This window comes from Salinarchaeum sp. Harcht-Bsk1, assembly GCF_000403645.1.
Classification (GTDB): domain Archaea; phylum Halobacteriota; class Halobacteria; order Halobacteriales; family Salinarchaeaceae; genus Salinarchaeum.
Genome location: NC_021313.1, coordinates 3164007 through 3183494 on the forward strand (window position 1 = coordinate 3164007; position 19488 = coordinate 3183494).

Consider the following 19488-nt stretch of genomic DNA (forward strand, 5'->3'; position numbering starts at 1 on the left):
GCGAGTTAGCATGAGCCACCGTCCCGGCATCGTTGGCCTCATCGCAACCGAGGACGGGGGTGTTGCCGAGATCGAAACCGCCCTCACCGAGCGAGGGCACGAGGTACGGGCGGCGACCGAGGTGGAATCCGCGCGCAAACTCGCGAACGAACGTGCCGTCGATTGCCTCGTGGTTGCAGGGGGCGACGGGGTCGACGTCGTTGCGGTCCTGTCTGTGATCAACGAGGCGGATGCGCTGCTACCGACGGTCTGCTATCCTTACGCCGGCTCCGAAGCACTGGCGGCACGGACCATCGAACTCGACGTCGATACGTACGTCCCCCGATCGGCTGGCCTCGAGTCGCTCGTGGCGGCGGTGGACGACGCCTGCGCCGCCGGGGACGATCCGCTGCGGGACGCCGAGGGGATGCTCCGTACCTTGACGGACGCGGTGCCGGTCTCACTGTCGATCTACTTCAAGGACGCGATGGGCCGGCACCTGCACGTCTCCGAACACTTCCCGAAACTGATCGGGCCTCCGTACATGGAGACGCCTGACGAGAAGATCATCCACCATCCGGCGGACGCGCTCGGGATGACCGATTTCGATCTCTATGGCCCGGAACTCGGCGTGGAGACTGCAGCGGACGAAGAGCGAATCATGAAGACCGGTGAACCGATCGTCGACAAACTCGAAGATGCCTCCGAGTCCGGTGACGAGGACTACTACGTCTCGACCACGAAAGCGCCGTGGTACGATTCGACCGGCCGACTCCGCGGGATCGTCGGCGTCACGATCGACGTTTCCGAGCGCGAACGAAACCGACGTACGCTCGCCCGTCAGAACGAGCGACTCGAACGATTCGCGAGCACACTGAGTCACGACCTGCGCAATCCGCTGGCGATCGCGCAGGGACGACTCCGAGAACTCGAGGGCGACTCGGAAGCGGTGGCGGACGTCGAGTGGGCCCTCGATCGGATGGACCAACTGATCAGTGAGATGCTCGAACTTGCTCGCCAGGGATCGGTCGTGGACGATCCCGAGCCAGTCGATCTCGCACTGCCGGCCCGGCACGCCTGGGATACCGTCGCTGCTGGTGGCACACTCACCGTCGGCGATCTTCGCACGGTGGAGGGCGATCCAGAGCGGATCAGGACCCTCTTCGAGAATCTCTTTCGCAACGCCGTCGAGCACGGCGGCGACGACGTCGCGATCGCGGTTCAGGATACCGCTGACGGGTTCGCGGTGACGGACGACGGGCCGGGGATCCCAGGCGACGATCCCAGTGAGATATTCGAGCACGGGTTCACGACGAGAGCCGATGGGACCGGATTCGGTCTCTCGATCGTCCGTGAGATTGCCGACGCTCACGGATGGACGATCGACGCCACGAACGGGGCCGCCGGGGGCGCTCGATTCGACGTTCGCGTCGTTCACCCACCGGATGGAGGCGGTGACGAGTGAGCTACTCACTGGAGATGTACCGGCCCCGAGTATCCCGATAACGACGCCTACCACGATGAGTCACGACCCTGTGGGATAGCCGGTGCTATGCCTCCGACGATCGCCGGATCACCTCGGGGCGGTCTGATTAGCCCGGGACGGCGATCGACGACTGTCGACGATCCGCGCCATTTATCCGCTGGCCATCGCAGGAATCGGGCATGGACGTGGGAACGGCCCTTCGGGGGTACTTCGATCTGACGCGGGCCGGGAACGCGATCACGTCGGGCGTCCTGACCTTCGTCGGAGCGTACGTGACTGGCGGTGCGTTCGAGGAGCCACTGGCGGCGACCGCTGCAGTCGTCGCCACGATCTTCGGCGTCGCTGCGGGGAACTCGATCAACGACTACTTCGACCGCGACATCGACGCGATCAATGCACCAGATCGGCCGCTACCGCGAGGAGCGGTGTCACCGAGGGGTGCACTCCTCTTCAGCGGTGGGCTGTTCGCTGGAGCAGTGGTACTCGCATTGACGTTGCCTCCGCTGGCCATCGCGATCGCGCTCGTCAACCTCGTGGCGCTCGTCGCGTACACCAAACTGTTCAAAGGCCTTCCCGGGGCCGGGAACGTGGTGGTCGCGTACCTGGGTGGGAGTACGTTCCTGTTCGGGGCAGCGGCCGTCGCGACGCCCGACGCTGCCGCGCTCGTGCTGTTCGTGCTGGCCGCGCTCTCGACACTGGCGCGGGAGGTCGTCAAAGACGTCGAGGACGTCGAGGGGGACCGCTCGGAAGGACTCAACACGCTCCCGATCGCGATCGGCGAACGTCGCTCACTCCAGTTCGCCGTGCTGCTCGTACTCGTCGCCGTCCTCGTCAGCCCAGCACCCTACCTGGTTGATGCCCTCGGTGTGAGCTACCTGATCGTCGTGGTTCCCGCACTCGCGATCCTCGTCTACGCAAGCTATCGTAGCTTCGAGGACCCTACCAGGGGCCAGTCGTTCCTGAAGTACGGGATGTTGGTAGCCACCCTGGCGTTCGTCGTCGGACGCGCGGTACCGCTCTCCTGAGCCGGGACGAGCGACTGATTGCGGCGGCTGAACGAGGGAACCGCAGCCGTTTTCGCCGGGTCTGCTCCTCGTTCGACACCACTCGATTCACCGGAGGAACGCCGGAAAGCGGGGGGTACCAATCACAAGTACTATATGGGTATCCACTCATTTTCCGGTAGCACTGGACTCCGTCGAGCAGTGAGTCTCGATATAGCATGTACGATCTGGACGACGTCTTGCCTGACGCCGAGATCGGCCCCGGAACGAACCTTTTGATCTCCGGGCCACCAATGACTGGCAAGCGACGCGTTGCGTTTCAGATACTGGCTCGGGGCACCGATCATGGCGAGGGCGTGATCGTCGTCTCGACGAAGGACGGCGCCGAGAAGGTGTTCGACGAGTACGGCCGTTTCGCCAGCGGTCTCGAGGACTCCCCGGTCGGCGTCGTCGACTGCGTCACGAAGCAACAGGGCGCAGGCGACGTCGAGGATTCTGCACGGGTCAAATACGCTTCCTCTCCCGTCGACATGACCGGTATCGGGATCAAACTCTCCGAGTTCCTCGAGGAGTTCTACGACGGGCGTGGCGTCCAGCGAAATCGCATCTTGCTTCATTCGATCTCCACGCTGTTGATGTACTCGAACCTCCAGACGGTGTTTCGATTCCTCCACGTGTTCACCGGCCGAATCCAGAGCGCCGACGCGCTCGGTCTTTACGTCATCGACTCGACGGCCCACGACGACCAGACGATGAACACTCTCAAACAGCTCTTCGACGGCGTGATCGAGGTCGACGAGGACGACGCCGGCGAGCAGTCGATCTCGACGGCCGGCATTCAGTCGGCGTAACTGTCGTTCGGTAGCACGTTCTCGATGCTTCTCGCTCGTACGTAGCAAGTGCTGCAGCCGCTGTCCAACTCGCTTATTGCCCCGCCCCTCCTGACTTCGACCATGCCGCCGACCGACGCCCAGCTCCGGGAAGTGCTTTCCCTCGATCGGATCGCCGTGGTCGGATGCTCGACGTCCCCAGGAAAGGCCGCCCACGACATTCCGAAGTACCTCCTGGAACACGGCTACGACGTCGTGCCAGTCAACCCGTTCGCCGAAGAAATCTTCGAACGAGAAGCGTACGACTCCCTCGCAGACGTCCCCGGCCCGATCGACGTGGTGGACGTATTCCGACCGAGTGAGGAGGTCGGGGACATCGTCGACGCGGCGATCGAACGGGACGACGTCGACGTAATCTGGACGCAACTGGGTATCTCCGATCACGACGCCGCGGGACGGGCCCGCGACGCAGGGATGATCGTGGTGCAGGATCGCTGCATGAAGGTCGAACACCAGGAGCTTATGACAGCGTAACCCCCGATCGATGCCGACAGCAGCAGGCTGAGCAGCCTACCCCTGCCACTCCTCGAACGACCGATAGACGCCCTTCGAGAGATAGCGCTCGCTCGAGTCGGGGAACACCGTGACGACGGTGTCGTATGGCGCGTCGATCGTTCCGTCGGCGATTCCCTCCGCGACGTGCTGGGCGGCGAGACTGTTCGCTGCTGCGCTGGAGGCGACGAGGTGTCCCTCCTCCGTCGCGAGGCGACGCATCTCGGCGTGGATCGAGCGATCGTCGATCGTCAGGAGGTCGTCGACGAGGTCGGGCTCGAACAGGTCGTTCGTCGCGACGTCGTGCGTGCCGATGCCCTCCGTCTTGTACTCGTCTTCGTCCGGATCGCGACCGAACAGCTCCCCGAACGTCGAGCCCTCGGGTTCGACGGCGACTACGTGTACGTCGGGGATCTCCTCGCGGACCGCCTTCGTGATCCCCATGAGGGTCCCTCCGGTTCCACAGCCAGCCACGATCGCGCCGACCTCCTCGTCGAGTGCCTGCATGATCTCCGGTCCAGTCGTCGCTGCGTGGGCCTGAGCGTTGAGCGGATTGGAGAACTGCTGGGGAACGACCGCGTCCTCGAGTTCCTCGGCGAGCTGGTGGGCACGATCGATCGCTCCCTGCATTCCGTCCTCGGTAGGCGTGTTCACCACGGTCGCGCCGAGTGCGTCCATCAACTGCTGTTTCTCGACGCTGAACCGCTCGGGAACGACGAACACGGCGTCGAGTTCGAGTTCGCCGGCCGCGACCGCGAAGCCGATGCCGGTGTTGCCGGCCGTCGGCTCCACGACGGTGCCTCCCGGTGCGACGTCTCCTCGCTCGAGCATCGCCTCGAGCATGTACTTCCCGATCCGGTCTTTCACGCTCGCGCCCGGATTGAACGACTCCAGTTTGGCGTAGATCGGCACGTCGTCCGGCGCGGCGTGGACGGCCACGAGCGGCGTCTCTCCGACCGTGTCGAGGACCGAGTCGAGTGGCTCCCCGTGCGTCGTCATCGTCTGCAGGCTTCGGGCACCGGGAGTAAAGTGCTGTCCCGAACAGGGGTGTCCACCGTCGGACGACGATATGCACTGACGCCGGTGGTGTGACTATCGAAAGCGATCCGGCAGGAGCGCGTTCGGAGCGCCACCGAACTCGGCGAGCGCATCGGCTTCCATGGCGTGCAGATCGCCGGGAACGACGAGGAGGTGCAACGGCTCGCCGAACGTCCGATCTGCAAGCGACTCGATCGAATCCGCGACGACCAGGGGCTCCGGACTCCCGGCGCGAGCGACGACGACGCCGAGCAGGTCTCCGTAGGCGGCTGCGAGGAGGGCTGCCGCCCGGTCCGCCGTCATGAACCGATCTTGCGCAGCCTTGATGTCGAGAAAGACGAGCGTGTGGAGTCCCCGGTCGCGATTGTCCTCGATGGTGTCCGTGACGCTCGCCGGGAGGCCGTCCGCTCCGTGGGAGTCGGGGAACGGAAGCGTCGTCGCTGGTCCGAACCGGTAGTTCTGCAACCCGGTCAACGAACTCGCAGCGGACTGTGCCGTCACGCCGTGGACGACCCGGGTCTCGATGCCGCGGGATGCCGCCCGCAGCCGCAGATCCACGTGCGTCGTCGCGATCATCGTATCTCCAGCGGTGAGGAAGACGGCGTCACCGCTCTCGGCCGCCTCCAGGATCGGTTCTGGATCCTGCTCGACGCCGGCCCGATCGCGGACGTCGATGTCGACGTCGTGGTGGGATTCGAGGTCCTCGACCGTCGCCCCGAGCAGTTTGCTGGTGTAGAACTCCGCGAAGACGGCGTCGGCGTCGGCGATCGCCGCTTCCCCCGCACGCGTGATCGAGTCCTCGTCGTAGAGTCCCAGGCCGACGAAGGTGAGCATGGCCGTTGCTGGGGTGGCCTGTGGCTTAAGGCGTGTGCACGCCGGCCGTCCCCCCGATATTTATCAAGTGGCGAGTGAGAGGACGGCTATGACCGAGAACGGTCGCCTCGCGCTGGTCTTCGACGATGGGTACCGATCGGATTTCGCGCAGCTTCGTCCAGTGCTCGACGCCCGGGATGCGCCGGCGTCGTTCGCCATCGTGAGCGAGTGGGTGGCCCGCGACGGCCACCTCGACGTCGACCAGCTTCGGGACCTCGTCGACCTCGGCGGGGAGGTGCTCGCCCACGGTCGATATCACCGAGTGCTTCGACCGCACCACCTGGCCGACGACGTGGCTGCGGACGCTCGCCGGATCCCGATCGAGAGCCACGTCTTCCCGGAGAACGAATCCGGCGTGCACGTCGGTGACGAGTACGAACTCGTCGACGCGGATCGACGCCAAACAGTGACGGTCGCTGGAAAGGGATCCGACGAGGCTGCACCGTACGTCGAACTCGCCGAGCCTGTGGCCGACTCGTGGTCGGCCTCGGAGACGGTCTTTCGGCTGCCCGACCGGCTCCTCGACGCCGAAATTCGGGGATCGGGCGCCGACCTTCGAGACCACGGCTTCGAGCCGGCGGGATTCGTGTTCCCGTACGACGCGGCGGACGTTCGGGCCCATCGCATCGCACGTTCGGAGTACGGCGTGATCCCCAACGCGGCCGTCCGATCGCTCCCGAATCCGTCCGGGACGCCGGCCTGGAATCTCCGCAGGTACTACCTCGAGACGGACGCGCTGACCCGCGTCGAGATCGCTGACTACCTCGACGCCGTGGCGAGGGACGGTGGGTTCGGTATCCTCGCTGGCCACAGCGACTGGGACACCGTCCCCGCCGAGCGCGTTCGGTTCGTGATCGAGGCCGCGCGAGACAGGGGGATCGAACTCACGACGTTCTCCGAGTGCGTCGGCACTGCGGACAGAACGCGCTGAACGCGTCTGGCCATCCGACGGCGAGGGGAGTCGTTCGCAGAACGCGAGGGTCAGTCGCCGCGGAGTTCCTCGGCGTGGTCGACCCGCGACTGGACGAGGTCCGCCTTCCCGATGTCGTGGCGAACGCGGAGACCCTCGGTACCAGCCCGCTCGAGTGCGGCCTCGGCGATCTCTTCGGCTTCGGCGATGGTGTCGGCGATGCCGACGACGGCGTAGGACCGTGAGGTCGTCGTGTAGATGCCGTCGTCGCGGTCGTCGACGCTCGCGTAGAAGAGGAGCGCCTCGCCGTCGTACGCGTCGCTGACGTCGGCGACGACCTCGTCGTCGATCGTGACGGTCGCGCCGTCCTCGGGGTCGGTCGGATAGCCTTCGGGAACGGCGTACTTGACGACGGTTGCCTTCTCCGCGAAGGAGATTTCCGGCATCGGCTGGCGATCCCGCGCTGCCTGGAGGATCTCGACGAAGTCCGTCTCGAGTGCGGGCAGAGTGTTCATCGCCTCGGGATCGCCGAAGCGGGCGTTGAACTCGACGACCTTCAGGCCGTCCTCGGTGAGCATGAACTGCCCGTAGAGGATCCCCTTGTAGGCCGGGAGCTCGTCGATCACGGCCTTGAGGATCGTGAGCGCTTCCGCGGAGTCGACCTCGGTCATGAAGGGTAGCTGGAACGAGGCGTCGGTGTAGGAGCCCATTCCGCCGGTGTTCGGTCCCTCGTCGCCCTCGTAGGCGCGCTTGTGGTCCTGGACTGCTGGCGTGATGAGCACCGATCCGTTCGCGACGAACGCCTGGACTGTCAACTCCTCGCCGACGAGGCGCTCTTCGAGGACGAACTCCTCGTAGTCGCTTTCGAGGATGTACTCGACGCCCTCCTCCGTGGTGAGCTGGTCGCCGGTGACGCGAACGCCCTTCCCGCCGGTGAGCCCACGCGGTTTGATCGCCATGTCGCCCTCGTACCGGCGGAGCGTTTCGGCTGCTTCCTCCGCGTCGTCGAAGACCTGGAAGTCCGGCGTACCCGGGATGTCGTTCTCGCGCATGAACTCCCGCTGGTAGGCCTTGTCCGTCTCGATGCGGGCCTCCGCCTCGCGGGGGCCGAACGCGTATATCCCGGCGTCGTCGAGTGCGTCCACGACGCCAGCCTCTAGAGCGCTCTCCGGACCGATCACCGCGAGCGTCGCGCCGACGGACGTCGCGTAGTCGACGATCGCGTCGGCGTCGGTCTCGTCGACCGTGACGAATCCCGACGAAAGCTCGGCGATGCCGGGGTTCTTGTTCGAAGCTGCTGCGTACAGTTCCACGTCCTCGTCGCTGTCGGCGACTGCCCGCGCGATCGCGTGTTCGCGCCCGCCGCCGCCCACCAGCAGCACGGTTTCGCTCATGGCTGAACGCGGGCGTGCAGTCTGTGTAAAGGTTGCCGTTCTTCCCGGCGCACTCCACCGATGGAAAGGCCGTTCAGGGAGGTGATTCCCCGGGCTGGGAGGGGATTACGAATCGAAAACCCTCGCCGGGCCGCAGAGAAAGGCATTTCACTGCACACCCGTTTGCTCGGGTATGAGCGAGCCGCCACAGGAGTTCTACTCCGAGGATCGTTGGCAGAACTGGATCGACCGTCTCTCGAACGAGGACATCGACCCCGAGGACGAGGACTCCGCACGCCTCCTTCTGAATCTCCAGGACGACGCTGCGCTCGCGGTCGCGAAGATAGTCACCGCGTACGAGGACGAACAGCTCGGCGAGGACGAGGCCATGGAGGAGATCGCCGACATCCGCGACGTCGTGCTCGACGATCCCGGTCTCGACGACGAGGAGACCGCGATTCTCGTCGACGGCGTCCAGACCAGTCTGATGTGCGTCTTCTACGCGTCCGAGGAGTACATCGTCGGCGGCCCCGCCGAGGACGCAGACGTCGCAGAGTACCTCCGCGCCGCGGCCGACGCCGAAGCCGAGGAAGACCTCGACGCCGCGCTCGGCTTCGCGGCCCAGGCTGGTACGCTCGTCATCGACGGCGAGGAACTCGACATGAGCGTCGCGGAGGACCTCGAGTACGGCCTCGTCACCGAGTGGATCAACGGCCTCGACAGCCTCCAGAGCGCGATGAGCGATCCCGAGGTCGTCGAGGAAGACGACGAGGACTGAGGACGACCAGTCGCTAATTTTCCGTCGCACGCAGCCAGCCTGTCGGTAGAATCGACCCGTGAGCGACGCATCTACCACGGTCCTGCCAGAGTGGTGCGGGGCCCAAACTACTGCGCTTTCCGTACCAGTATGATTGGCCTACCCCGGAGCCTGGTGGGGCAACAAGGGTTTTACGTCGATCACGACTATCTCCCGTAAAATGCGGCTCCTCGACGACGAACGTGGCCAGTCCGTGCAGGTCGGGGCAGCCATTCTGCTGGGGTTCGTCGTCATTGCGATTACGATCTACCAAGTAGAAGTGGTCGCGGACCAGAACGCCGAGGTCGAGTTCAATCACAATGAGGAGGTCCGACAGGACCTGACGGAGCTTCGAAATGCGATATCGAACGCGGGCTCACAGGGAGTCTCCGAATCCGTGTCTGTGAAGCTCGGAACACAGTATCCGCCCCGGACGATTTTCGTGAATCCGCCGCCAGTCCACGGTCAAATCGTGACGAGGCCGGTGGGGAACCTTTCCTTCGGTAACGCGCAGGTCGAGGGCAGCTACGACGGGAATGCGGCAGGCCTCGTGAACGGGAACCACTCTACAAGCCGTATCGTCTATGTTCCCAGGTACTTCGAACTGGACGACGGCGGAACGACGATCCTTGAGCACTCGCTCGCGTTCAATGTCTTCCAGAACAACGCGACGAACGCGATGACGGGCCAGGGGATCGTCAGTGGTGATCGGTTGACGCTGACAGTCCTCCAGGGGAACTACGCAGAACAGGGAACTGGGTCCGTATCACTCGATCCGACGACTGTGAGTGGCCCCACCGATCCCATCACGATCACGAACGCTTCCTCCGGGCCGATCGAACTGTACCTCCCGACGCGAACGCCGGGCGTCTGGAATGAGACGCTCGGGACGACGTTCGGTGACGACGATGCACGCGTCGCGGGTTACGACGGGCAGCGAATTACGGTGCAGCTTGACCGAAAGGAGTACCAGCTACGGATGGCGCTCGTAGGGGTCGGCAGTGGCGTTAATGGAACTGACCGGTACGCTATACACTCTCCATCCTCCAATGGTTCCGATTCTAGAGATTCGCGCTATTCGTTAAACTGGAGGGACCCATCCGGACAGACTGGAACGCAGGAACCATGTGACGCGGACGCCTGCACGTGGAACGTTTCTGCCGACACTGATTCTCAATTAAACATCACGGCGGAGACGGTTCCGTCCCTCGACGGTGTGGACGTGGATTTCGCTGTCAACGAATCGGCTATTGCGAACGTGTCTGGAGACGGGGAAACCACCAGCGGCACCAATACTGCTACGTTGTCTGCACAAGGGATGAATGGGACCGTCGGAGTCTATGCGATATCTGGAGATGGAAGCGATCTGATTAACATCAGCATTCGCTATGCCGGTAGTAACACGCCGGCGAACACTGGCCCCAGCGCCGACTTTACGTGGAGTTGCACTGGCAGCAGCTGCTCGTTCGATGGGAGTTCGTCGAACGACCCCGACGGTTCCATCGTCTCGTATGATTGGAACTTTGGGGACAGTTCGACCGGTACTGGCTCGTCGACGAGTCATTCCTACAGTCCACCAGGGACATACAACGTGTCTTTGACCGTCACTGACGATGATGGGGCGACGGACACGGTGAACAAGACCATATCCTCAGGTGGTGGAATCTCATTTGGCCAAACCAGCACGTGGTCGACGTACGAATCGGTCGTCCAACAGGATCTTTCCAGTATTCGCAACGATGAGGTGACGATCGTATCTGTAAAAGTCAACGATACGCCAAATCGTGTTAGCCAACTTGACGGGACCCGGCTCGGCTATCCCGAAGTCGAGTTGTACGACAATAACGGCCAGGTCGGTTTCGCCGATGCACCGAGTGGATACACGCTTCCTGCGGATATGAGCCTCGCCGCGGATGGTTCAACCGCGCCATTCCCGAGTAGCAGCTCACTCACTCTCTACCTCACGGAATTCCAGAACAATGGCGGCAACCCCAGAAACATGCAGGGCGAATCGATCACCATCACCCTTACTTACAGGGTCAACGGATTAACCTATACGAGTACACAAACGGTCACAGTCGCCTGAATATCATCGAAATCGACGCCTGAACATCGACGATCGTCGAACCCGACGATCGACAAGCCCTTATCCCGCGCCGACTGCCTACCAGATAGTATGACAGCCGTCGGGATCGACGCCATGGAGATCTGGGTGGGGAACCTCGAACTCGACCTGCCGGGCACGTTCGCGCCGGCGCAGGGAGAGGACCCGGGCAAGTACACCAAGGGTCTGGGGCTCCACTCGAGTTCCTTCCCGGACAGCTACGAAGACATCGTGACGATGGGCGCGAACGCGGCTCATCGGCTGATGGACCGCAAGGGACTCGAACCCGAGGACATCGGCCGCATCGACGTGGCGACGGAGAGTGCCTTCGACAACTCCAAGCCAGTCTCGACGTACATCGCGGGCTGCCTGGAGCAAGTCTACGAGGGGGACTTCCACCACGCGAACAAGGGCGAGCGGAAGTTCGCGTGCATCTCGGGTACCCAGAGCGTCAACGACGCGTTCAACTGGATCAAGTCGGGGCGGAGCCGCGGCCGCTCAGCACTCGTTATCGCGACGGACACTGCACTCTACGCTCGCGACGATCCCGGCGAGGCGACGCAGGGCGCTGGGGCAGTAGCGATGTTGATCTCGGAGGATCCGTCACTCGTCGAACTCTCCACCGAGCAGGGGTTCGGGAGCGCCGACGAGACGGACTTCCTCAAACCCCAGCAGCAGTTCCCGAGCGTCGACGGAAAGCGCTCGATGCAGGTGTATCTCGCCCGGATGCGGGAGGCCCTGGAGGACTACGAGGCGATCGCCGAGGACATTCACCCCGACTCCTTCGCGTACATCCCCTTCCACACCCCGTTCCCGGGGATGGTGCGCAAGGCCGCACTGCTCGCCTATCGACACACCTCGCGTGACACCGACGTCGAAGACTCGCTCGCGGAGGAAATCGGTCGGCAGCCCCGCGAGTCCGAGTTCGAGGACCGCGAGAGCTACGAAGACGCCGTTCGGGAGTACACCGACGCCCTTGCGGAAACGGAGACCTACCAGTCGTGGTACGAGGCCGTCGTCGAACCCACGCTATCGATCTCTCGGGAGGTCGGCAACTGGTACACCGGCTCCGTCCACATCGCACGAGCGAGTGCGCTTCGACACGCCTACCAGAACGACGTCGACCTCGAGGGCAAGACCCTCGGCGTCGGATCGTATGGCAGCGGCGCGCAGGCGGAGGTTCACGCCGAATACGTCCAGTCGGGCTGGAGAGAGGAAATCGAGGCGATGAACGTCGAGGAACAACTCGACTCGCGCTACGACCTCACCTTCGAGGAGTACGAGACGATCCACGACGCCCACAACCACGACCTCGACACCGACATCGAGGCCCTCACCACGCCGGAGAACGAGTTCGTCTTCGACGGCTGGGGCCGGATGGGTGAACGGCAGTACAGCTACGTCGAGTAACAGCCGGCGACGTTCTTGTTTTTCCCTGACGGGCGGGGGACGTGGCGCGCCTTCGTTCAGGGAAGCGACTCGAGCCCGTCGAGCACCGTCTCCAGCGGCGTCGTGCAGGTAGCGAGGGCGAACCCGTCGACGCGTGCCAGATCGGGTGCGTGCTCCCAGAGCTCGTCTTCGTCGATGCCGTGCAGCACGACGGCGTTGGGCGTCGGTGACACGACGCGCTGGGCGACCAGCGGCGATTCGCCCCGCGTGAGGCCAGTGAAGATCAGCACTCGGCTCGTGGACTGCCCGTAGAGATTGAATATCTCCTCGCTGGAGAGCCGCTGGATCGCTTCGACGCTGTCGATGACGGTGTGTCCCGTGATGCGATCGCGTTCGCCGTCGACGAGCCCCTCGGCGCCGATCTCGTCGAACACCGAGTCGATCGAGATCGCGGCCGAGTACTCTCTGAGATCCAGCACGACGTCGCTCTCGAAGCCTGCTGAGAGCACGCGGCCGTACTGTCGAATACGGTCACCGCCCCGACGCTCGTCGATGTCGAGTAGCCCGGTCACGATGCGGCGGACGACCGCGATGCCGGGACTGTCCCGGCGACCGCTCTCGTAGTCGCTGATGACCGACGACGAGATGTCGAGTATCTCCGCGAGTTCGGTCTGTGTCACGTCGAAGTCTGTACGCCACTTTCGTAAGGTCGCACCAGGATCGTCGCTGAGCGCGACTTCGCCGGCGATCTTCTCGGCAAGCTCGCCGCGCGGCCCCTCTCCCATAGCCCCGATGTTACGTGGCCGATAGTTAGCGCTTACGGCAGATTCGGGTGCCTCCATCGGGAATCGGAAATCACTGGATGGCTCTACCGCGAGGAGAAAAGTTCCGACCGCCTCAAATGCGTGGAGGAAAGATGGTGGGACGCACAACGTGAGATCGGGCAAGAGCGCCCCATGCGCGAAGCACATGCGCCTCGTTGCTGTGTGCCACTCCTACACGCACAATCCTTTTGCGAGTATTCCCTGTATGAACGCATAGCATGGGCCGGGACACGCGGATCGTCGGCGAACGAGGACAGATCACGATTCCGAAAGATCTACGCGAGCAGTTCGGGATCCGCGGCGGCGACGAGGTCGTCGTCCGCGCCGAAGAGGACAAGATCGTCATCGCACAGCGGACCGTCGACGACAGGCTAGCCGAGGGCTACCGCGAGTGGAACGATCGCGACCGGACCGTCGCACGCACAACGTCGGCCGACGCGACCGACCGCGACGACCCGGACGACGTTCCCGAGTGGTGATCCCGGATGGACGTCAATCGCGGTGACGTGGTGCTGGTTGCGTTCGGGCGTAGCGAAACGGGCGACTCGCGGCCGACTCGACCCTGCGTCGTCGTCCAGAACGACGTGGGGAACGAACACGCCTCGACGACGGTCGTCGTCCCCCTGACGACCGCGTTCGGGAACGAACGCTATCCGCACGAGGTCCTCGTTCGTGCTGGAGACGCGGGACTGTCCGAACACGCGGTCGCGCTGTGTAGCCAGCCGAACACCGTCGACGTGAAGCGGGACGTCGTGGAGACGCTCGGTCGGCTTCCCGAGGACGTGCTGTTAGACGTCGACCGCGCACTGGAGTACAGTCTGGATCTCGGCGGCCCGCTGGAGTGAGCGGCTTCGGCTGCGTCCGTTGCCATCGCACCGCCGCTCCGCAAGTCCTAACCCCCGACCCTGCCAACTGAATTTCGATGGAATGGACGGAGAAGTACCGCCCGAGTACGCTCACCGAGGTGCGAGGTAACGACGCTGCCCGGGATGAGCTACGCGAGTGGGCGGAGTCCTGGGAGGACCATCGCGAAGCGGCGATCGTCCACGGTCGCCCCGGCGTCGGGAAGACGTCCGCAGCCCACGCGCTGGCGAACGACCTCGGCTGGGACGTGATGGAACTCAACGCCAGCGACGATCGCACTCGCGACGTGGTCGAGCGGATCGCCGGCGAGGCCTCGAAGTCGGCGACGCTGACCGGCGGAACGCGGCGCCTGGTCGTCCTCGACGAGGCCGACAACTTCCACGGCAACGCCGACTACGGCGGCTCTCGCGCGGTGACGGACGTCGTCAAGGACGCCAACCAGCCGATCGTCCTCGTCGCCAACGAGTTCTACGACATGTCTCGCGGCTTGCGGAACGCCTGCCAGGAGATCGAGTTCCGCGACGTTTCGGCACGGTCGATCGTGCCGGTGCTCCGCGACATCTGCCGCAAGGAAGGGGTCGAATTCGAGGACGCTGCGCTCGAGGCGGTCGCCGAACGGACGAGCGGCGACCTCCGATCCGCGATCAACGACCTCCAGGCGATCGCGGAGGGCCGCGACAGACTCACCGAAGCCGACGTGTCCACTGGCGAACGCGACGGATCCGTCGGCATCTTCGACTTTCTCGACCTGGTCATCAAAGAGCAGGGTGCCGAGGACGCGCTGAAGAGTTCCTACGACGTCGAGGAGACGCCCGACGACCTGATCCAGTGGATCGAGGACAACGTCCCGAAAGACTACGAGGGCGCCGAACTCGCCGACGCCTACGACCACCTCTCCAACGCGGACCGCTGGCTCGGGCGCGTTCGAGCCACCCAGAACTACACGTACTGGCGCTACGCGAGCGACGCGATGGTCGCCGGCGTCGCCGCATCCCGTCGGGAGCCGAAAGGCGGGTGGACTCGCTACGGACCACCGAGTTTCCGGTCCAAACTCGGCCGATCGAAAGGAACGCGGAACACGCGAGACGGCATCGCCCAGCGCATCGCCGAACGCGAAGGCTGTTCGCTCGGCACGGCGCGTCGACGCGTCGTCCCGTATCTCGCCGCGATGACCCACCACTGCAAACCCCGGGATCTCACCGTCAGCGTCGCAGCCGCATACGACCTCGACGCCGGCGAACTGTCCTTCCTCACCGGGAGCGGCGAGGATACCAACAAGGTCCAGTCGATCGTCGAGGACGCGGCATCGCTCAAAGAGTCCGCTGCCGTCGACGCGTCACAGGGCGCGTTCGAGGGAGCGACTCGCGACGACGGAACGACCGACGGCTCCGACGAGGACGGGGTATCCGGACAGGCGGAGAGCAATACGGCTGCCCAGTCGGACGGCCAGTCCACCCTGGCAGACTCCGGGACGAACGACGACGGGACCGATTCGGCTGAGGAGGATTCGGCAGGGAACTCGTCAGAACCTGACGCGGACGCTAACGGAGCGGACGATCAAGAGGATCAATCCGGCCTCGACGAATTCTTCTGATAGTCGTCGTATCACTACGACGAGGGACGAACGATTGAATACCGTTCGTGGAGTATCTATCGGCGACACAGGATGGTCCCCTCAACTTCCCTCCAGTGCCCATGGTGTGAGCACGAGACAGACGAAGCCGACGGCTTTCGGACCCATCTGATGGTCCAGCATCGCAAGAGCGACCTCGCGACGTACGTCCTCCACGGCGTCGACAACGAACAGGAACCCGAGCAACCCCTCCGACCCTGACGTAGCTATGCTCGGCGGTCGCGGTCCGTCGCATCTTTTTCGATTTCGGACCCCTGTCCCCAATACGTGCGCAGCCATGGAAAACTCAACTCCATAGTGATATCATTCCGACAACACGATCTTTCATATATCTCAGCTCCAACGCCCGATCGTACTGCCAGCAGACTACCCGTGTCCCGTCTGCAGGGCCCCGGCGACCGATTCAGACCTACGAGACCACCTGACACCCGGGCATCGCGAGAGGGGACCTCAGGGACCTCCTCGTCGATTCCAGCGACGGCGCTCGGGAGGACCGCCACTCCGCCTGACCGGTCACTATCGCGAGTGATTCCCCGGGCGCGGCTGGCGACGGACCCTCCCAGAGCGCACTTCCGATGGGTACGATCGCCTGTACGAGGTACCAAGCAGTGAGATTCCCTGCTGACGCCGGCCAAACTCACTCTCCAGCGTCGCCGTCCTGTCCTCCCGATCCAGCGAGGGCCGATCGAACTGCGGGTACGATCGCCGCGGGATCGCTCGCCTCGAAGGTCGGAACCGTGGCGATCGGCACGTCGAGCATCCGCCGAAGTTCTGCTGGATTCGTCCGTTCGGCGACGGTCGCCCCATCGTACTCGTTGAGCACGACGAACGGAACTGCCACGCCGCGATCCCGGAGTGCGTCGACGGTCAGCGCGGTGTGATTGAGCGTCCCGAGACCGGAACGAGCGACGACGAGTGTCGGGAGACCAAGGTCGACGATCAGGTCGATCACCTCGCGGTCGTCCGTGAGTGGGACTCGGAGGCCACCGATCCCCTCGACGACGGGGAATCCCGAGGCGTCGACGGCGGCCTCGCAGTCGTCGCGGATGACGTCGTAGGAGAGGTCGACGTTCTCGCGCTCGGCAGCCACGCGTGGGGCGAGTGCCGGGTCGAGTCGCTCGAGACAGGTACTCGCGGCAGGATCGTCGCAGGCGTTCGCGACGAGTGCAGCGTCGTCATCCGCCGGGGCTCCGGTCTGGGCCGGTTTGATCGCGGTTGCTTCGACGCCCCGCTCGCGAAGCACGCCGGTGAGTCCCGCGGTAACGATCGTCTTCCCGACGCCCGTGTCGGTTCCTGCCACGAAGATCCCTGGGCCATCGAGCAACTCTTCGAGACGGCCGCCCAGGATATCGGGGCGTTCGTTCTCGATGCTGTCAGCCCCAGGTTCGTCCGTCGACGGCACTCAGATCACCCCGACTTCGTCCGCTGCGACCGCGAACGCGTCGATGCAGGTTTCCAGTTCGGCGGCGGAGTGCGTCGCCATCGGCGCGACGCGGATCCGACTCGTCCCCTCCGGAACGGTCGGGGGGCGGATCGCGGGTGCGATGACGTCGCGGTCGCGGAGCGCCGCGGCGAGTGCGAGTGCGTCCTCGCGATCACCGACGTGGACCGGAAGAATCTGCGTCTCGCCGCCCACGTCGAGGCCGACGTCCTCGAGGCCGTCGCGTAGCTTGTCGACGTTTCGCCAGAGGCGGGCGCGCCGATCGGTCGTCCTGGCGAGGTGGAGCGCTTCGCCCGCCGCTGCCGCAGCCGGCGGTGCTAGCCCAGTCGAGTAGACGAAGGACCTCGCCTCGTTGACGAGGAACTCGATCAAGTCACTGGACCCGGCGACGTACCCACCCTGACTCCCGAGGGCCTTTGAGAGCGTACCGAGTTGAATCTGGACGCGATCCTCGAGCCCCGCCCGCTGGACGATCCCGCCACCGTCGACGAAGCAGCCGGTCGCGTGCGCCTCGTCGGCGAGCAACCACGCTCCGAACTCCTCGGCCAGGTCTGCGAGGGCTTCGAACGGTGCGATGGTTCCGTCCATGCTGAAGACGGAGTCGGTCACGACGAGCCAGGACTCGTCGGCACCGCCGTTGGGAACTGCCACGTCGCCGGCAGCGACCGGCTCGGCCCGGCGTTCGCTCATCCGCTCACGGAGGTCGGACGGGTCGCAGTGATCGTAGACGACCACGTCGGCGTCGGCCAGCCGACAGCCGTCCACGATGCTCGCGTGATTCAGTTCGTCGGAGAAGACGACGTCCGGATCGAGTGCCGCGATCGTCCCGACGTTTGCAGCATAGCCCGAGGAGAAGGCGAGCGCCCGCTCGGTGCCCTTCGCATCCGCGATGCGGGACTCGAGGTCGCGGTGAACCAGGGTGTCCCCAGTGACGAGACGGCTCGCACCGGCGCCGGTGCCGACGACGTCCGCAGCGTTCTGAGCGGCTTCGACGACGCGTTCGTCGCCGGCGAGTCCGAGGTAGTTGTTCGCCGCGAAGACGAGCTGGTGGTCCGGCTCGATGACCGGCAGGTCCGCACCCGGATCGGGTGCGAAACGAGCACTGTGCCCCACGGCGTCTGCAGGCTGGAGGTCACGGTAGAGCGTGCGAGATCGTCGCTCCCGGAGACGGTCGTCGAGATCGAACCCTCGCTCACACATTGTATTCGCGCTCGCCGGCGGGGGATTTAGGAACCGCGGTTTCCATTGCTGTCAATCGATCCTCTCACAGTCGGTGAATCGGAAACGACCTCCTCGTTCAGAAGCCGGGCATCAGCTCTGCAGGTCCGTAGACGCCGTAATCGCCGGCGCGGTTGCGCTCGACTGCGCGCTGGAGGTAGCCCAGCGCCGGCCCGTTGACGTTCGCAGCCATCGAGGTGTCGTCGTCGAGTTCGAAGGTGTTCGTCCCGGTCTCGCCGTCGAACGTCGTGCCGGTCACCTCGACCGTCGTGGTCGTGGGCTTCTCGTCGTTCCGGAGGTCGAGAACGCCGCCGACGCTGACGTCCTCGGCGTCACAGATCCCTGCACGCTCTAAAAGCACGTCGTCGGCGTGCTCCATGTCGTGGAATTCGAGGACGCCGTTGTGGTCGTCGACGATCTCCTCGATTTCCTCCTCGGAGAGGTCTCGCGCCGTCTCCACGTCGTACCCGTCGAGGTGGGCGATGTCCTCGCGGACGGTGCCACGGTTGTCCTCGTAGCCGGACTTGAGACCGACGCCCCACCAGATGTCGACGCTCTCGACCTCGACGAAGGACTGTGCAGCGAGGGCTGCCGCGCCGGTCAGGAAGCCGGGCGTCGCACCGGCCCCACAGACGAACGTAATGCCGGAATCCTCGAAGCGATCCGCTCGGACGTCGAGCATGTCGATCACGCGAGAGCGTTTGAGCACGTCGATGAGGACGCCCTCGTAGTTCGCGTCGGCGAAGCGATCCGCGATGCGCGGAATGAAGTCGTGTTCGAGGTTGGGGAGCGCGATGAGGACGGCGTCGAACGCGTCGGAGGCTGCGACGACGTCGTCGATCGGCGCGTCGGTCGGCTCGGCCTGCTTGGACGCAACGACGCCCGCGTCCTCGCCGTGCTGTTTGACGTCGGATGCGCTCGCAGCCGTTTCGTCGTCGTGCCGAACGCCTCCATCGGTCAGCGGCTCGCTATCCGTATCGCCGCGGCCGTCGCCCGCGATGTTCCCCTCGGTGGCGTCGAGCAACTCCTCGACGTCGAGGCCGTCGTGGTCGATCGCGACGCCGTGGCGATCGCACGCCGCGACGGCGTCGAGTCCATCCTTGTGCTGGCTCACTTCCAGGGTTCGTCGTCCGATACCGCCCGTGCCGAGTACCGCGAAGTCGATGGATTCCAT

The 19488-nt window shown here is 64.6% G+C and carries 19 protein-coding genes; 12 read left to right on the forward strand and 7 right to left on the reverse strand.

From position 1 onward, the window contains the following. The first annotated feature begins 10 nt into the window (after positions 1-10). The 4 genes from L593_RS14750 (at position 11) to L593_RS14765 (ending at position 3833) form a co-directional block, all read left to right on the forward strand. A complete protein-coding gene (locus tag L593_RS14750) occupies positions 11-1444 on the forward strand; it encodes an ATP-binding protein (RefSeq protein ID WP_020447775.1) in 1434 nt (477 codons plus the stop codon). A gap of 200 nt (positions 1445-1644) precedes the next feature. Next, a complete protein-coding gene (locus tag L593_RS14755) occupies positions 1645-2490 on the forward strand; it encodes a geranylgeranylglycerol-phosphate geranylgeranyltransferase (protein ID WP_020447776.1) in 846 nt (281 codons plus the stop codon). A 197-nt stretch (positions 2491-2687) separates the two neighbouring features. Then, positions 2688-3320, forward strand: a complete 633-nt coding sequence (locus tag L593_RS14760) for an ATPase domain-containing protein (RefSeq protein WP_020447777.1) — start codon at positions 2688-2690, stop codon at positions 3318-3320. Positions 3321-3422: 102 nt separating this feature from the next. Then, positions 3423-3833, forward strand: coding sequence for a CoA-binding protein (locus L593_RS14765; RefSeq protein WP_020447778.1), 411 nt, complete (start codon positions 3423-3425; stop codon positions 3831-3833). Between the two features lie 36 nt (positions 3834-3869). Here the strand turns inward: L593_RS14765 and L593_RS14770 are convergent, their stop codons facing one another. Further along, positions 3870-4850, reverse strand: a complete 981-nt coding sequence (locus L593_RS14770) for a PLP-dependent cysteine synthase family protein (RefSeq protein ID WP_020447779.1) — start codon at positions 4848-4850, stop codon at positions 3870-3872. 93 nt (positions 4851-4943) lie between these two features. Then, complete coding sequence (gene dph5, locus L593_RS14775) at positions 4944-5723, reverse strand: diphthine synthase (RefSeq protein WP_020447780.1); 780 nt, start codon at positions 5721-5723, stop codon at positions 4944-4946. A gap of 88 nt (positions 5724-5811) precedes the next feature. Between dph5 and L593_RS14780 the strand changes: the two genes are divergently transcribed. Further along, entirely contained in the window at positions 5812-6693 is an 882-nt protein-coding gene (locus L593_RS14780) for a polysaccharide deacetylase family protein (protein ID WP_020447781.1), read from the forward strand. Between the two features lie 50 nt (positions 6694-6743). Here the strand turns inward: L593_RS14780 and purD are convergent, their stop codons facing one another. After that, the gene (purD, locus tag L593_RS14785; RefSeq protein ID WP_020447782.1) at positions 6744-8066 is read right to left on the reverse strand and encodes a phosphoribosylamine--glycine ligase; all 1323 of its coding nucleotides are present in this window, start codon (positions 8064-8066) and stop codon (positions 6744-6746) included. A 172-nt stretch (positions 8067-8238) separates the two neighbouring features. On the opposite strand from purD, the gene L593_RS14790 reads away from it, so the two are divergent. From L593_RS14790 to hmgB, 3 genes are all read left to right on the forward strand, one after another. Then, on the forward strand, positions 8239-8823 hold the full coding sequence (locus tag L593_RS14790) for a DUF2150 family protein (protein ID WP_020447783.1): 585 nt from the start codon (positions 8239-8241) through the stop codon (positions 8821-8823). 199 nt (positions 8824-9022) lie between these two features. Beyond that, positions 9023-10927 carry a PKD domain-containing protein gene (locus tag L593_RS14795; RefSeq protein WP_020447784.1) on the forward strand — a complete coding sequence of 635 codons (1905 nt, stop codon included), beginning with the start codon at positions 9023-9025 and terminating at the stop codon, positions 10925-10927. A gap of 90 nt (positions 10928-11017) precedes the next feature. After that, a complete protein-coding gene (hmgB, locus tag L593_RS14800) occupies positions 11018-12355 on the forward strand; it encodes a hydroxymethylglutaryl-CoA synthase (RefSeq protein WP_020447785.1) in 1338 nt (445 codons plus the stop codon). A gap of 56 nt (positions 12356-12411) precedes the next feature. Here the strand turns inward: hmgB and L593_RS14805 are convergent, their stop codons facing one another. Continuing rightward, positions 12412-13119 (reverse strand): helix-turn-helix domain-containing protein, encoded by a 708-nt coding sequence (locus L593_RS14805; protein WP_020447786.1) that lies wholly within the window; start codon positions 13117-13119, stop codon positions 12412-12414. Positions 13120-13376: 257 nt separating this feature from the next. Between L593_RS14805 and L593_RS14810 the strand changes: the two genes are divergently transcribed. From L593_RS14810 to L593_RS16125, 4 genes are all read left to right on the forward strand, one after another. Beyond that, positions 13377-13637 carry an AbrB/MazE/SpoVT family DNA-binding domain-containing protein gene (locus L593_RS14810; protein ID WP_020447787.1) on the forward strand — a complete coding sequence of 87 codons (261 nt, stop codon included), beginning with the start codon at positions 13377-13379 and terminating at the stop codon, positions 13635-13637. 6 nt (positions 13638-13643) lie between these two features. Beyond that, entirely contained in the window at positions 13644-14003 is a 360-nt protein-coding gene (locus L593_RS14815) for a type II toxin-antitoxin system PemK/MazF family toxin (RefSeq protein ID WP_020447788.1), read from the forward strand. Positions 14004-14080: 77 nt separating this feature from the next. Next, positions 14081-15616, forward strand: a complete 1536-nt coding sequence (locus L593_RS14820) for a replication factor C large subunit (protein WP_020447789.1) — start codon at positions 14081-14083, stop codon at positions 15614-15616. 72 nt (positions 15617-15688) lie between these two features. Next, positions 15689-15856 (forward strand): hypothetical protein, encoded by a 168-nt coding sequence (locus L593_RS16125; RefSeq protein ID WP_187292628.1) that lies wholly within the window; start codon positions 15689-15691, stop codon positions 15854-15856. A gap of 436 nt (positions 15857-16292) precedes the next feature. Here L593_RS16125 and bioD read toward each other — a convergent pair whose 3' ends face one another. From bioD to L593_RS14835, 3 genes are all read right to left on the reverse strand, one after another. Further along, positions 16293-16979: a dethiobiotin synthase gene (gene bioD / locus L593_RS14825; RefSeq protein WP_236608616.1), complete on the reverse strand. Its 687-nt coding sequence runs from the start codon at positions 16977-16979 to the stop codon at positions 16293-16295. Between the two features lie 78 nt (positions 16980-17057). Next, a complete protein-coding gene (locus L593_RS14830; protein ID WP_020447791.1) occupies positions 17058-18296 on the reverse strand; it encodes an 8-amino-7-oxononanoate synthase in 1239 nt (412 codons plus the stop codon). A gap of 97 nt (positions 18297-18393) precedes the next feature. Beyond that, complete coding sequence (locus tag L593_RS14835; protein WP_020447792.1) at positions 18394-19488, reverse strand: hypothetical protein; 1095 nt, start codon at positions 19486-19488, stop codon at positions 18394-18396.